Origin of the sequence: Pseudomonas sp. 2,4-D (genome assembly GCF_030418155.1) — a bacterium.
Classification (GTDB): domain Bacteria; phylum Pseudomonadota; class Gammaproteobacteria; order Pseudomonadales; family Pseudomonadaceae; genus Aquipseudomonas; species Aquipseudomonas alloputida.
Genome location: NZ_JAUHUI010000049.1, coordinates 1 through 14,977, shown reverse-complemented (window position 1 = coordinate 14,977; position 14,977 = coordinate 1). Strand labels below are relative to the sequence as shown.

The 14,977-nt window shown below is 61.3% G+C and carries 12 protein-coding genes; 5 read left to right on the top strand and 7 right to left on the bottom strand.

Annotation, left to right across the window (positions count from 1 at the left end; translation table 11 throughout):
• The first annotated feature begins 42 nt into the window (after positions 1–42).
• Both QYE47_RS23995 and QYE47_RS23990 read left to right on the top strand, forming a co-directional pair.
• Entirely contained in the window at positions 43–1,161 is a 1,119-nt protein-coding gene (locus QYE47_RS23995; protein WP_070383948.1) for a glycosyltransferase 61 family protein, read from the top strand.
• Between the two features lie 47 nt (positions 1,162–1,208).
• Positions 1,209–2,057 (top strand): AraC family transcriptional regulator, encoded by an 849-nt coding sequence (locus QYE47_RS23990; RefSeq protein WP_019437515.1) that lies wholly within the window; start codon positions 1,209–1,211, stop codon positions 2,055–2,057.
• Here QYE47_RS23990 and QYE47_RS23985 read toward each other — a convergent pair.
• Positions 2,022–2,603, bottom strand: a complete 582-nt coding sequence (locus QYE47_RS23985; RefSeq protein WP_014590819.1) for a LysE family translocator — start codon at positions 2,601–2,603, stop codon at positions 2,022–2,024. The genes QYE47_RS23990 and QYE47_RS23985 overlap by 36 nt on opposite strands.
• 291 nt (positions 2,604–2,894) lie before the next feature.
• Between QYE47_RS23985 and QYE47_RS23980 the strand changes: the two genes are divergently transcribed.
• Positions 2,895–4,466, top strand: coding sequence for a TerC family protein (locus tag QYE47_RS23980; RefSeq protein WP_070383947.1), 1,572 nt, complete (start codon positions 2,895–2,897; stop codon positions 4,464–4,466).
• On the opposite strand, the gene rarD is transcribed toward QYE47_RS23980, so the two are convergent.
• Positions 4,429–5,316 (bottom strand): EamA family transporter RarD, encoded by an 888-nt coding sequence (rarD, locus tag QYE47_RS23975; RefSeq protein ID WP_003253870.1) that lies wholly within the window; start codon positions 5,314–5,316, stop codon positions 4,429–4,431. The two genes, QYE47_RS23980 and rarD, sit on opposite strands and share 38 nt — an antisense overlap.
• Before the next feature lie 33 nt (positions 5,317–5,349).
• Positions 5,350–6,936, bottom strand: coding sequence for an EAL domain-containing protein (locus tag QYE47_RS23970; protein ID WP_014590820.1), 1,587 nt, complete (start codon positions 6,934–6,936; stop codon positions 5,350–5,352).
• 298 nt (positions 6,937–7,234) lie between these two features.
• Between QYE47_RS23970 and hppD the strand changes: the two genes are divergently transcribed.
• Entirely contained in the window at positions 7,235–8,311 is a 1,077-nt protein-coding gene (gene hppD / locus QYE47_RS23965) for a 4-hydroxyphenylpyruvate dioxygenase (protein WP_003253865.1), read from the top strand.
• Between the two features lie 23 nt (positions 8,312–8,334).
• Here hppD and QYE47_RS23960 read toward each other — a convergent pair whose 3' ends face one another.
• The gene (locus QYE47_RS23960; protein ID WP_014590821.1) at positions 8,335–9,141 is read right to left on the bottom strand and encodes a CSS-motif domain-containing protein; all 807 of its coding nucleotides are present in this window, start codon (positions 9,139–9,141) and stop codon (positions 8,335–8,337) included.
• Positions 9,142–9,270: 129 nt separating this feature from the next.
• On the bottom strand, positions 9,271–9,957 hold the full coding sequence (locus tag QYE47_RS23955; protein WP_014590822.1) for a type 1 glutamine amidotransferase domain-containing protein: 687 nt from the start codon (positions 9,955–9,957) through the stop codon (positions 9,271–9,273).
• A gap of 194 nt (positions 9,958–10,151) precedes the next feature.
• On the opposite strand from QYE47_RS23955, the gene QYE47_RS23950 reads away from it, so the two are divergent.
• The gene (locus tag QYE47_RS23950; protein ID WP_026031871.1) at positions 10,152–12,215 is read left to right on the top strand and encodes a PAS domain-containing sensor histidine kinase; all 2,064 of its coding nucleotides are present in this window, start codon (positions 10,152–10,154) and stop codon (positions 12,213–12,215) included.
• A 6-nt stretch (positions 12,216–12,221) separates the two neighbouring features.
• On the opposite strand, the gene QYE47_RS23945 is transcribed toward QYE47_RS23950, so the two are convergent.
• Entirely contained in the window at positions 12,222–13,838 is a 1,617-nt protein-coding gene (locus tag QYE47_RS23945) for a response regulator (RefSeq protein ID WP_014590824.1), read from the bottom strand.
• A 78-nt stretch (positions 13,839–13,916) separates the two neighbouring features.
• On the bottom strand, positions 13,917–14,972 hold the full coding sequence (locus QYE47_RS23940) for a tetratricopeptide repeat protein (RefSeq protein WP_014590825.1): 1,056 nt from the start codon (positions 14,970–14,972) through the stop codon (positions 13,917–13,919).
• Positions 14,973–14,977: the final 5 nt, after the last annotated feature.

Here is a 14,977-nt window from a genome sequence, read left to right as displayed (position 1 = left end):
CGGGCGCCGGGCTCCAGTCTTCGTCATCAGGGGGAACGCTTCATGGGAAGCGACATCTCGCAGTTCAGTGCATCGCCCGCAGGCAGGCAACACAGCTGGACCTTGGCCGCCTACCGATACATGGCGCGCAAACGGCTGGGCGGCAAATCGGCGATCGATCTCAAGAGCGTCGCCACCAAAAGTTGGGACATTGCCCCGGGCGAAGCCACGGTTTCGCCGCCGGCCATTTTCCTGCCTGGCCAGCTGGAGCGGGTGACGGGCTGGGAAGGCAAGCGGTTTTACCCCTACGTGCACCCGGCGCAGACCATGGCGGGAGGTGTCCACACGTTGCAAGGACCAACCCGCGGCTACCTGATCAAGGATGTATGGCTGGTCGATGGGGCATTGTACAAGGGCAAGGCCAGCCACTGGCTGTCACAGAAGCCGAGTACCTTCCCGACCATCCTCATCGACCATGAAATCGACCGCGCTGCGATCTACTGCACGCTAAACGGTAATACCTGGTTCGGCACCTGGCTGATGGAAGATTGCCCGACCTATGCGCTGGCCTGCAACGAGGGCATCCCGGTGACCACCGCCCCCTCTGCCAGGTATCCGCTGTTCACCCAGGCACCGGCCTATGAAGACAGGCTGGACATGAAGCCTTTGCGCCTGCGCAGTGCGTTCTTCCGTGAGCTGGTGCTGTTCGATGACCAGAGCAACAACCGCAGCCGGCATGCTCGCTACCGAGCCATGGGTGACAAGCTGCTGTCGCATGTGACGCACACGCAGCACCCGGGGGTTTTCCTGTTGCGGGGCGGTGATGGTGACCTGCGCCTGTTGCGCAACGAGCTGGAGCTTGCCGAACACCTGCGCACGACCCGCGGTTTTCGCATCGTCAACCCGCTGAAGTCCGATGTACCGAGTATTGTCGCGGCCTGCGCCGGGGCTAAAGTGGTCATCGGGGTGGAGGGTAGCCAGTTGGTGCATGGCGTGAATGTGCTGCAGGCTGGAGGCTGCCTGCTGACTTTGCAGCCGCCGAACCGTTTTGTCAGTTACTACAAATACCTGACGGATCGTGATCACCAGCATTTCGGCTTTGTGGTAGGCCTGCCGGACGGCGATGGTTTCCGGATCGATATTGACGAGGTGGAGCGCACGCTGGATCTGTTCCCTCGATAAATGTGTAGTATCCGTGCATGGATCAGCGGCAGGCAGGGCAGTAGAGGATGATCGAGGTATCACGGTTTTGGCGCGACCCTGCCTTGCCGTTCGTTGAAGCCCGACGGGTAGGGGACGGGCGCAAGGTGTGCTACGCCGCGCACTCCCACGAGAGTTTCTCCATCGGGGTGATCACGGGGGGACGTAGCACTTACATCAACAGTGACCAGTGCGTTGAGGTTGGGGCGGGTACCACGGTGTTGATGAATCCAGGCGTGGTGCATACCTGCAACCCTGTTGCCGGGGAACCCTGGTCTTACCTGATGCTGTTTGTCGATCAGCCTTGGTTGCAGGCAGTGGGTTTTACCCTGCCCACGCAGACCTGGAGCCGCTCGCCTGTGTTGTATGGGCGGCTGTTGCAGGCCTTTGCCGACCTGTTCGATGCCAGGCTGCCTGATCGCGAAGCCCGCCTGGTGGCCCTGTTTCACGAGTTGCCGGGCATGCTTGGCGGTAATGCCAGCGAGGGTGGCGAGGGCAATCCACGGCTGGATGCAGCGGCAGCGTTCATACGCGCCCATCGCAGTGACCCGCTTAGCCTCGAGGACATCTGCGGGGCCTGTGGCCTGTCCCGTTCCTACCTGATTCGTGCCTTTCGCCAACGCTTCGGCCTGACGCCGCATGGCTACCTGCTAGACCAGCGCGTGCAACTGGCCCGGGCGCAGTTGCGCCAGGGCCGCTCAATTGCTGAAGTTGCACAGGAGGCCGGGTTCGCTGATCAGGCACACCTGCAGCGGGCATTCAAACAGCACCTGGCGGCGACACCGGGGCATTACAGAAATGCCGTCGCTAGCCTGGGCGCTCCTGCAGGAGCCGTGCAAGCCTTAAAGGATCAGGTAAACCGCGCTGGCGACCAGTAACACGGCCAGGCTCCGATTGAGCATGCGCAGGTGACGTGGGTTGTCCAGGTACTGGCGAATCACGCTGCCGGCCCAGGCCCAGCAGGCCACCGAGATGAAACAGATCGGCCCGTAGATCCAGGTAAACAGCCACAGCAAGTGCTGTTCACCGCCGGTGTAGGCACCCACCCCGGCAACGGCTGCCAACCAGGCTTTGGGGTTCAGCCACTGCATCGCTGCGCCGTGCCAGGCTGAAGGGGCTTGGGTAGGCTGTGCGTTGTTCAGGTTACCGTCGTCACTGGCCAGCTTCCACGCCATGTACAGCAGAAACGCCACACCGCCCCAGTGCAACATCAGGCCCAGCAAGGGCCAGCGCAACAGCAGTTGATGCAGGCCCAGCCCGACCAGCACCAGCAACAGACAGAACCCCAGCGTGGCGCCGGCCACATGTGCAACGCTGGCGCGCAGGCCATGGCGGGCACCGCTGCCAAGGGCGACGATGTTGACCGGGCCGGGGGAGATCGAGGCCGCAAGGGCGAAGGCGGCCATGGACAGGTATAGGCTCATGAGGAAGATCCGCGTGGTTGGGGAGGCGTTATCCTCGCGTGGCCGGCGTTCTGATGTATTGAACAAAAGTACCTGCGCACGACTCGCCCCTGCAGGGCTAATGGCGATGCAGGGTTGTTACAGGTTTTGTAATAGTTTTGCGCTACTACAGAAACCTGCTGTGCTTGTAGCATCGTTCTCCCAATTTGTTATCAAGGTCTATATGAGCACCTTCGCGGAGCCCCCCAGTCTTCGGCCTTTCTGGCCATCCTTCTCCCGTCCTTGTGACGTGCCCCTCGTGAGTACCCGCTAATGGAATGGCTAGCCGACCCCACGGCCTGGCTAGGCCTGTTGACGCTTATCGTCCTGGAGCTGGTGCTGGGTATCGACAACCTGGTGTTCATTGCCATTCTCGCTGACAAGTTGCCGCCCCATCAGCGCGACCGCGCGCGGGTCATTGGCCTGAGCCTGGCGCTCATCATGCGCCTGGGCCTATTGGCCAGCATTTCGTGGATGGTCACCCTGACCGCACCGCTGTTCGAAGTGTTCGGCAAGAGCTTCTCTGGCCGTGACCTGATCATGCTGTTCGGTGGTGTGTTCCTGCTGTTCAAGGCCACCATGGAGCTGCATGAACGCCTGGAAGGTCACGTGACCCAGGCCAGCGGCACGCTGCGCCATGCCGCGTTCTGGCCGATCGTTGCCCAGATCGTGGTACTGGACGCGGTATTCTCGCTGGATGCCGTGATCACGGCGGTCGGCATGGTCGATGAGTTGTCCGTGATGATGATCGCGGTGATCTTCTCGATCGGTATCATGATCGTTGCCAGCAAGCCACTGACCCGCTTCGTCAACGCCCACCCCACGGTGATCATGCTGTGCCTGGGCTTCCTGATGATGATCGGTTTCAGCCTCACCGCCGAAGGCCTGGGCTTCCATATCCCCAAAGGCTACCTGTACGCGGCCATCGGCTTCTCGATCCTGATCGAGCTGTTCAACCAGCTGGTCCGTGCCCGCCGCAAGCGCAGCTTGCAACAGCATCGGCCGTTGCGCGAACGCACTGCCCATGCCGTGCTGCGCCTGCTGGGCGGCCGCCGGGTCGAGGCTGACGAGGTTGGCGAGGAGATTGCCGACCTGGTCGAGGGCGGCGGGGAACAGGTGCTGTTCGACCGCCGTGAGCGGGTCATGATCAGCGGCGTGCTGAACCTGGCCGAGCGGCCGATTCGTACGGTGATGACAGCCCGTGCCGAGGTTGATGTGATCGACCTGGCGCAACCGGCCGACGCCATTGCCCAGGCCCTGGCCAATTCGCCGTACTCGCGCCTGCCGCTGATCCGCGATGGTCGCGTGGACGAGCCCTTGGGCTTTGTGCACAAGAAGGAACTGCTGAAAGAACTGCTCTCGGGCAGCCAGCCCGACCTGGAAAGCATGGCCCGGGCGCCGTTGAACCTGTTGGAGAGCTTCAGCATCCTCAATGCCCTGGAGCAAATGCGCGGTCAATCGACCCACATTGCCTTCGTGGTCAACGAGTTCGGTGACTTCACCGGGCTGTTGACCATGACCGACATCCTTGAGTCGATTGCCGGTGAGCTGCCGGATGCCAGTGAAGTCGAAGGCCCGGGCATCGTTCAGGAGGGGGAAGGCTTTGTTGTCAGTGGTGCGCTGAACCTCAGCCAGGTGCAGGCGCGTACTGGCTTCAGCGCCCGTGCTACCGAGGATTACCAGACCCTTGCGGGCCTGGTGATGAGCTTGCTCGACCGCCTGCCGATGGTCGGTGACCGGCTAGCCTGGAATGGCTGGATGCTGACCGTGGAGGCGGTTGAAGAGCGACGGGTACGCCAGGTTCGGCTTACACCGAACGGCGACGCTGACGTAGCAGGTGCTTGAAGCCCTCAAGCACCAGCACCAGTACTGCGGCCCAGATTGGCAGGTAGGTCAGCCACTGATCCGGGCCGATGGTTTCGCCCAGCAGCAACGCCACGCCCACCAGCAGCACGGGTTCGACGTAGCTGAGCAGACCGAACAGGCTGAATGGCAGCATGCGGCTGGCCAGCACGTAGGCAATAAGCGCCGAAGCGCTGATCGCGCCAAGGATCGGGACCAACACATACAGCCCGGGGTGTGCTTGCAGGTCAGCGCTGGAAAGTGGGCTCTGGATCACGAAGTACAGCGCCCACGGCAGCAGCAGGCACATGTCGCACCACAGGCCGCCCAGGTGGTCGGTGCGGCAGCGTCGGCGCAGCACGAAGTAGACCGGGTAGCCGATCGTTACCAGCAGGGTTTCCCAGGCAAAACTGCCATTTTGGTAAAGCTCGTGGCCCACGCCCAGTGCGGCGCAGGCCACGGCTACCGTCTGCAGGCGTGACAGGCGCTCGCCATAGACCAGCCGCCCGGTCAGAACCATGGCCAGTGGCAGCAGGAAGTAACCCATCGACACTTCCAGGCTGCGCCCATGCAGAGGCGCCCAGAGAAACAGCCACAGTTGCACCCCCATCAGCCAGGACGTGCCGACCATGCCGAGCAACAGCACCGGCGTGCGTTTTACCCGGCCCATCAGTTCGCCCACCCGCTTCCAGTCTTTCGAGACAAGCATGAACAAGGTGAGGCAGGGCAGTGTCAGCAGGGTGCGCCAGCCAAAGATTTCTTCGCCATCGAGTGGCTTGAGCAGGGAGGTATAGAAGTACATCACAGCGAACAGGCAGGACGCCATGACCGATGAAACAATGCCTTTTGACACGAATGCCTCGAATACGGGAATTGAGCGGGTTGATCAACTGCGCATGATCTCAGGGGGCGCATCTTGCGGCAACTGCGTTGCACCCGGGCGAGTGGCCAGAGCTTCGAGGAACTGGGCGGCCGGCATGGGCCTGGCGAACAGGTAACCCTGCTGGAAGTCCACCCCGTGCGCGGCCAGGTAGTCGCGCTGCATGTCGGTTTCCACTCCCTCGGCAACGATGCCCAGGTCCAGCTTTCCCGACAGCTCGATGATGGTCTCGAGTATGTGCACTGACAGCGCATCGGCACCGATCATGGCAACGAAGCTCTGGTCGATCTTCAGGTAGTCGACCTTGAATTGCCGCAGGTAGTTGAGGCTCGACTGGCCGGTGCCGAAATCGTCGAGGGCAATCATCACGCCCATGGCATGCAGGTTTTCGAACAACTCAAGGGTGACCGGCGTAGGCTCGATCAGCTTGCGCTCTGTCAGTTCCAGGGTCAGCACCACCCGGCCGGGCGGAAAGTGCTGCAGGAACGTACGGCAGTCATCCAGCAGGCTGAGGTCGCGGCAGTGGTCAGCGGTGATGTTGACACCAATATGGAAGCCGTCTTCCAACAAGCCGGCATAGGGCGCCAGGCTTTGCGCGGTATGTGTCAGCAGCGCGCGGGTCATGGCGACAATCTGCCCGCTGTGTTCGGCATAGGGGATGAACAGGTCGGGGCGAACCAGGCCTTCTCGTGGGTGGTGCCAGCGCATCAGCACTTCCGCACCGGCCCAGCGGTAATCGCCCTTGCGCACCACTGGCTGAAAATACGGCAGGAATTCATCGGCCTGCAGGGCACGGTCCAGTTCGGCACGCGGTGAGGTGGCGCGGCGAATCTGCCAGCGGCATGCCAGCGCCGCCAGGGCACCCAGTACCAGCAGCAGACTGAACAGGCCAGGGTAGTGGCTGCGTAACAGTTGGCCTTGCTTGTCGGCACTGTAGCCGCCCTGCACGCTGAAAGGGTAACGCGTCGAGCCTAACAGCACGTTGGCACTGGCGGCAGCAGGGGAGACGCCTTTGTGGACCACGCCGTCCTTGCCCATCCAGGCGTCGCCCACGCGGATTTGCAGTTCTTCATCGGGGCCGATCAGGCGCAGTGCTGTCAGCAGGTGGTCGCCATCCACCGTGGTGATTGCACCGTGGTCGCCGTCGCTGGCACGGTAGACCAGCAGCGGGTGGCCCGGCGTAACCGAGTTGCCGTCCATCAGCCATAACTTGCCGTCGACGTAATCGCCAGGATTGACCGGTTCTTCGAACTCGCCGAACAGCGAGGTGCAATAAAGGGTGTTGTGCCTGAACAGGTTGGTCGAGCGCACGAAGGCATTGCGGGTAACCTGGGCCCTTAGCATAAGCTGGGCCTGCTCGCATGAACTGTCAGTCAGAGGAAGTAGCGAATTGGCGGCATGGGACAGGTTGTCGAGGATGTGTTCGACGTGTTCCAACGCCTGGCGGGTGGTGGCGTGGCTGCTGGCCTGCATTTCACGTTCGACCTGCCAGTTCATCACGGCCAGGCCGCACATGACCGGCAGCAGGCCGACGACCCAAGGCAAGAGCGTGCGCCAGCTGAGTGCGGCGCGGCGTTTGGCGGTAAGGGGCATGCTGACCTGACTATCATGGCGTAAAACGAGAGGATAGCCGTTTGTCGCCGCGTACGAGCAACTAAAACGCGACAAACCATTTTACGCAATGTAGAATCGATTTACGAATACAACAATAAGGTCCTTCACGTCCGAAGGATCAAGCCCGCCGAGAATGGGTCCATATGACATACCATGGGTTCAAGCTGATCATAGGTGACTTCCTCGCCCGCAGCGTGCGCGGTATCCCGTGCTCACCGCCGTTTCTGTGCCACATCCTACGCAATCTATAATTTTCGCAGCAGATGAGGACACGAACATGGCTGATATCTTCGACAATCCAATGGGCCTGATGGGTTTCGAGTTCATCGAACTGGCTTCGCCGACCCCTGGCGTACTTGAGCCTGTATTCCAGATACTGGGTTTCACCAAAGTGGCCACCCACCGCTCCAAGGATGTGCACCTGTATCGCCAGGGTGGCATCAACCTGATCCTGAACAATGAACCCAAAAGCATCGCTTCGTACTTTGCCGCTGAACACGGCCCGTCGGTATGTGGCATGGCTTTTCGCGTGCGCAATGCCCATGAGGCCTATGCCCGCGCCCTGGAACTGGGCGCCCAGCCGGTAGAAATCGAAACCGGCCCGATGGAATTGCGCCTGCCGGCGATCAAGGGTATCGGGGGGGCACCGCTCTATCTGATCGACCGCTTCGAGGAAGGCAGTTCAATCTACGACATCGACTTCAACTTCATCGAAGGCGTGGATCGTAACCCGGTAGGGGCCGGCCTGAAAATCATCGACCACCTCACCCATAACGTCTACCGTGGGCGTATGGCCTACTGGGCCGGGTTCTACGAGAAGCTGTTCAACTTCCGTGAAATCCGCTACTTCGACATCAAGGGCGAATACACTGGCCTGACCTCCAAGGCCATGACTGCGCCTGATGGCATGATCCGCATCCCGCTCAACGAAGAGTCCTCCAAGGGCGCAGGGCAGATCGAAGAGTTCCTGATGCAGTTCAACGGTGAAGGTATCCAGCACGTGGCCTTCCTGACCGATGACCTGCTCAAGACCTGGGATGCGCTGAAGGGGTTGGGCATGCGCTTCATGACCGCGCCACCGCAAACCTACTACGAAATGCTCGAAGAGCGCCTGCCTGGCCATGGTGAGCCGGTCGACCAACTGCAAGCCCGTGGCATCCTGCTCGATGGTGCCTCGCAGCCCGAAGACAAGCGCCTGCTGCTGCAGATTTTCTCGGAAACCCTGCTTGGCCCGGTTTTCTTCGAGTTCATCCAGCGCAAAGGTGACGATGGCTTCGGTGAGGGCAACTTCAAGGCACTGTTCGAATCCATCGAGCGTGACCAGGTACGCCGCGGCGTGCTGAGCACAGACTGACCGCCCCTGGAGTACCGTCGTCGTCATGTTTGTTCGGCGGCGGTACCCCGTCTGTTGGCACGTGCCCTGAACAGGGCCAGGTAGACGATCGAGCCGGTCACGATCCCCACCAGCATCAGCGAGGGGACGATCTGCAGCACCGACTGGCGGATTTCCTGAGCGGTGAAACCCTCTGGGTAGCCACCTTTGACCGTGTATCCATACTTGGCCGACATGGCGCTTGTAAAGAATTCGGACTGTGAAGGGCGCTCAAGGTCACGGCTGTCACCATTGCTCCATATGTAGCGGTCGCCAAATTCAACCAGCAGTGTCAGCCCATCCAGAAAGCCATCCAGTTCATTGCGAACTTGCATGGCATAGGCTGTCACGATGATGCTATGGCTTTTGCCCTTCTGGTGAAAGTCGACCAGCAGCTTCTGGCGCGTGTCAGGGGGGCCGTAGGACAGCGCGACCCGCTGGCCGGACGACGCGAATGATGAATAATGCTCCAGCGAACCTGAAGCCGTGCTGCAGTAGGGTTGATTGTCTTTGAGCAAGGTCAGCGACCTGACCATGGAGCGAATGGCAACCTGGTCCTGCAAGGCACTTTTGACGTTATCGCAAGATTCCCCTGCAAATGGCAGGGTGCGCAGGGCCGTCTCGTGCATTCTGTCCAGTGCATTGTCGACACTGAAAACCGCCTCCTGAACGGAAATGCTGGCGTTTTCCGCAAGTTTCGCTTCCAGCTGGAAAGCCATCACCAGCAAACCGGAAACCACAGGCACCAGCGCCACTGCAATGAGCAGCAGCAGCTCCACCATGCTGCGCCCCGCGTGCATGATTTTCGACATAGGCTAATAGTTCTCCGCTCTGAAACTGTCCGTGGTGAACAGCTGAGCCCTGAGCCTATGTATTTGCTTTCCGGGCTGCTGTAGTCCGGCTGCAGTTGAAGCGGTAGGAAATCGAGCGCCTTGATGTAGCTAAGTGCCCTTGAGCTTTTTCAGCACTGCCTCGGCCAGCAAGGCAGTGGAAGCGGGGTTCTGCCCGGTGATCAGCCTATCATCGTCGACCACGTACGGCTTCCACGGCTCATCATGTTTGCTGTACTCACCGCCGCGAGCTACAAGTTCGTTCTCCGTCAGGAACGGCACTTTGTCGTCCAGTTCGGCCAGTTTTTCCTCTATGTTGGAAAAGCCGGTCACCTTGCGGTCTTTGAGAAGCAGGCAGTTGTTACTCAGCTTGATGTTCAGCAGGCCGACAACGCCGTGACAGACTGCTGCGACAATGCCACCTTTTTCGTAGATTTTGCGTGCCAGTTCCTGCAGAGCATGGTTGTCTGCGAAGTCATACATCACCCCATGCCCACCGGTGTAATAGATGACGCTGTATTCGTCAGCCTTCACCTGCCCTGGGGCCAAGGTACTGCCAAGGCGCGTCATGAAGCGCTTGTCGTCGTACCACTGCCAGTCCAGGTCCGGGGCCATCTGCAGGCTGTGCGGGTCGACGGGAACGTAACCGCCCTGTGGGCTGACATAGTCGACCGTGTAGCCGGCCTTTTCGACTTTCTCGACAAAGTGAACGGCTTCACCCAGCCACAACCCGGTCGCCCGTTTGAGGGTTGGATACTTCGCTGTATTGGTCAACACCACCAGAATTTTCTTGCTCATGACCCTTGCTCCCGTCGGCAACCTGAATGGGCCGGTGCTCCCTGGCCCGAGGGAAAACCTAAATAGCATAGCTGCCACCAGCAAGTCCGCCATGGTGTTCGGGACGTGCTGTGCTAACTTGAACCCATCCCCGGGCGAGCGTGCCAGGCTTGGCGGCGCTGTGGTCAACCCTGAGCATTGCTGGAGTCACGATATTGGTCGCTAACGGTAATTCACGCGAGCCCGCGCCGCAGGTCATCCTGCAGTCGCCTGTTTTGCCATTGATCGAGCCGATGGGGGAGCGGATTTCCCAGTTCGACTGGTGGCGTACCTCGCTTGGGCCATTGTCGCGCTGGCCTGCTTCGTTGCGCATTGCCGTGGACATGATGCATTTGTCACCCTTCCCGTGCGCGGTGGTCTGGGGGCCCGACCTGTGTGTAGTGCATAACGATGGCTACCGGGCGTTGCGGGCATTGCCGGATGCGCTGGGCATGGCGTTCGATACCCTGTGGAGTGATATCTGGCCTGCAGTGGGACCTTGGGTCTTCAAGGCACTGGAGGGCCAGTCGAATTTTGTCGAGGACCCACCCCTGCGTATCGTCCGCAATGAAGGCGCCGAACCGCTATGGTGCGCATTCGGTTATGCCCCCCTGCACGATGAGCTCGGTAACGTGGCAGGGTTTCTGCACACGGTGATCGAGACCACGGCCAGCGTCGAGGCACACCGCCATTGGCGTGATCAGATGCAGAGCTTTGAACGCCAGGTTGAGCAGCATGTGGCCGAGCGAGAGCAGTTCTGGTTGCTGTCGCGTGAAGCGATGATGATGCTCACCCCTGAATTGAAACTGCATGCTGCCAACCCGGCCTGGTACCGCATTCTGGGCTGGACACAAGAGCAGGTGCAGGCGATGTCGGTGATGGAGCTGGTGCACCCGACAGAGCGTACCGAAGTACGATTGGCAGTGTCCGGGCTGTTCCAATGCAGCCACGCGGAGCAGCTGGAGATCCGCCTGCGACACCGCGATGGTCACTATCACTGGTTTCGCTGGAGTGCGCGGTTTGACGGCAGCCTGCTGACGGCGGTTGGCCGGGACATCACCGCAGACCGTGAAGAGGCTGCGCGTCAGGCAGAGGCGCTGATGCACAACAGTGAGCGTATGGAGGTGGTTGGCCAGTTGGCGGGCGGCATGGGCCATGAAATGAACAACTTGCTGTCCGGTATCGGTGGCAGCCTCGAACTGCTGCAGCGGCGCCTGCAGGAGGGGCGGCTGGAGCGTGTGGAGGCCTACGTGGACGTTGCGCGCGACTCGGTGCAGCGTGCCATGGACCTGACCCATCGGTTGATCGCATTTTCCCGCCATCAGCCATTGGCCCCTCGGCCACTGGACTTCAATCGGCAGTTACGTCTGAGCGAACCCCTGTTGCTGCGGGCGCTGGGGGCAGAGATGCGTTTGCACTGGCAACTGGACGTTGCACCTTGGGCAGTGAGCCTGGACGTACCCCAGCTAGAGAATGCCTTGATCCACTTGTGTGCCAATGCGCGTGAAGCGTGCCTGGAACAGGGCAATGTCACCATCAGCAGCGTCAACGAACGGCTGACCGCCTTTTTCCCGGATGAAGGTGGCTTGCCGCCAGGCGACTATGTGGCCTTGCATGTCGAGGATGATGGCCATGGCATGGCCGCGGCGGATATCGCCCGGGCTTTCGAACCGTTTTACACAACCAAACCTCTCGGGCGTGGGGCCGGGCTTGGTCTGTCGATGGTATATGGCTTCGTCCGTCAGTCGGGCGGGTATGCCTGGATCGAGTCGGCGCCAGAGCAGGGCACCAAGGTGTCCATGCTTTTCCCCAGGTGCCATGAGCCGGTTCCGGATGAGCCCGTGCCGGTACCGCTTTCGCAGCGCATGGCACTTGGCAAGCGCCTGCTGCTGGTGGATGACGAGCTTGATCTGCGCGCGGTCATGCGCGAGTACCTGACTGAGCGTGGGTTTGACGTCACGGATGTGGGCGATGCCAATAGCGCACTGGAGCGCTTCCGCCATGGCGGCCCTTTCGATCTGGTCATAACCGATATCGGTTTGCCGGGTGGGTTCAGTGGCCGGCAAGTGGCGAAGGCCATGCGCATGCAGCTTGCACAGCAGAAAATTCTGTTCATCACCGGTTATGCGGATCAGTCCATTGAAGCGCAATTGCTCGATCAGCCGGGCACGGCATTGTTGAACAAGCCGTTTTCGCTGGCGCTGCTTGCCGATGAGGCGCTACGCATGCTTGACGCGTAAGGCGCTTCAAGGCTTGCCTAGAATCTGTGTCACTCGCGCCTGCAACTGCTGCAACTCGAAGGGCTTGCAGATCAGGTGCATGCCTGCGCCCAGGAAGCCTTCGCGGGCCATGGCCGTTTCCGCGTAACCGGTGATGAACAGCACCGGTAATCGAGGCCGCAGGCTGCGGGCAATTTCTGCCAGTTGCCGGCCGTTCATGCCGGGCAAGCCGACATCGGTGATCAGCAAATCCACCGGTTGTGCCGAGCGCAGCACCTTCAGTCCCTCGCTGGCGTCGGCTGCGCTTTGGCAGGGGAAGCCGTTTTCGCACAGCGCCTGGCAGAGCAGTTGGCGCACATGGGGATCGTCCTCGACAATCAGCACCTGTCGGCTGCAGCCATCTTGCCTTGGCGGCACAGGCTCGCTGGATGGCAGGGCCTGGTCGACATGGCGTGGCAAATACAGCTCCACCTGGGTTCCCTGGCCAATCTCGCTGCTGAGGGTGATATGCCCATGGGACTGCTTGCTGAAGCCGTACACCATCGACAACCCCAGGCCAATGCCCTGGCCGGTCGCCTTGGTGCTGAAGAACGGTTCGAAGGCGTGCTCCAGCGTGCTTTGCGCCATGCCTTGGCCGTTGTCGGTGATTCGCAGTCGCACATAGTCGCCAGTGCGCAAAGCGCCGTCAGCAGTTTGCTCGGTGGCGATGTGATGATTGTTCGCCTTGATGCGCAGCAGGCCACCGTTGGGCATGGCCTCGCTGGCATTGAGCAGCAGGTTGCCGAGGGCTTCTTGCAACTGCTGGTCATCCGCCTCCACAGGCCACAGGTCTTTGGCCGCTTGCACTTGCAGGGTTATCGACGGGCTCAGGCAAGCTTCGAGGCGCTCTGTCTTGAGCAAGGTAGGCAGGTCTATACGTTGGCTGTGCAGCGATTGGCGGGAAGAGAAGGCAAGCAGGCGGTGGGTCAGGCGGGCGGCGCGTGAAACGGCCTCGCGGCCCATGCACAGAACGCCATCCAGTCCCTCGCCGCGGCCTTGGCTCAGCCGCCGCTGGATAAGTTCAAAGCTGCCGCTGATGCTGGTGAGCAGGTTGTTGAAGTCATGCGCCACGCCGCCGGCCAGTTGGCCGATGGCCTCCATCTTGCGTGCCTGGCAGCGGGCGAATTCACCGCGGTCCTGCTCTTCTTCCGGCGTTGAAGGCCGGCTGTCCAGGCGCTGCTGCAGGCCATGGAGTTGATCACGTGTAACGTACTGTCGCCGCCGGTTGCGCAGCGCGGAATGGGTCATGTGCAGCAACTGGGCATTTTGGTAGGGCGTAACCAGCCAGAGCAGATTGCCCACTGGATGGTGATTCACGCCAGCGGCCGACCAGGCGCCCTGGGTCAGCAGCACGATGGGCAAATCCGACCAGCTCGGTTGCTGGTCGATGAATGCCTGCAGCAAGGCGCTTGGGCCTTGGCTGAACACCTGCTCGGCAATGATCGCCAAGCCTGCACCTTCGGTCAGACGCGCCTGCAGGTTGGCCAGGTCGACCGCGCAGAGGCTGTTGATGCCGGCGGAAGTCAGCAGACGTGAGGTATCCGCCGCCAGTTGTGGCGGTGCGAGGATCAAGGCACGTTCATCCAGCGCCAACGAACTGGCCAAAACGACTCTCCTTTAGGGTGGCCTGATACCCACTGGACCCTGGCACAGGCTCAGGGTTCAACTGAATCCAGGCACTGCCTACAGGCCCTGTTGCAGCGCAGGGTCGTCCGGGTTCTGGCGCTCCAGCTCGGCGAGCGATACTTGCACGTTCTGCAGTTGGCCGGACTCTTTCCAGTACTGGATCAGCAGCACCCGCGCCCGGCGATTGGCTGGTTGGCGATTGAGCACGGTTTCCAGTTGCTTCTGGGCGGCGTCGAGCTGGTCCAGCTCATGCAGGGTGACCGCCAGGGTGTAACGGTAATCGGCGTTGTCCGGGTCCAGTTCGACGGCGCGGGACAGGGCCAGCAAGGCATACTCGCGCTGTTCGTGGCGCTTCAGCCAAAGCCCTAGCTCATACTGCAGAAAGGCCGAGTCGGGGCTCAGCGCCAGGGCTTTGCCCAGCACCTGGCGGGAGGCGTCGTGGTGGCCCTGGCGCTCGAGCAGGCGTACCTGAGTCGCCAGGGCATCGAGGTTGCCTGGGGCAACCGCGAGCGCACGTTGCAAGGCCACAGCAGCGTGCGTGTAGTCGTTTTCGTGCAGGTACAGCCGCGCCAGGTGCACTTGGGCGTCGGCATCTTCAGGCTGTTGCTCGAGGGCTTGCTGGTATTGCTCCAGGGCTGACTGCAGGGGGCCGAAATAGAGGCCGATGGCGTCGGGATCGAGGCCCAGCAGGGCATCCACGGCGGCAAAACGCACGCTTTGCTCACTGTCGTCCAGCAGCGGGCCGAGTACCAGGCTGCGCTGTGCTGGCGGTAACAGGCGGCGGATACTGGCAATGGCCGCTCGACGCACCAGCGGCTCGGCATGTTCCAGGTCCTGGCGGGCCAGTTTCAATGCCTGCGGCGAGGGGTAGTTGGGCAACTCGGCGTACAGCGCCGCACGGCGGATCGCAGGCAGGTCGGTACGTTGCAATTGCTGGTACAGCACCCGTGCGGCACCGGGTTGGCCGTCGTGGGCCTGGCGCAGCGCCTTGGCGTAGCTGTGTGCTGGCAAGGTCGGCGGGGTTGGCGGGGCGTCGCGCCACAGGTAGCCGAACAGGGCCGATACCAGAATCGACAACAGCAGGGCGATCAGGTAGCGGTTGCGTCGGGGCATCGGAC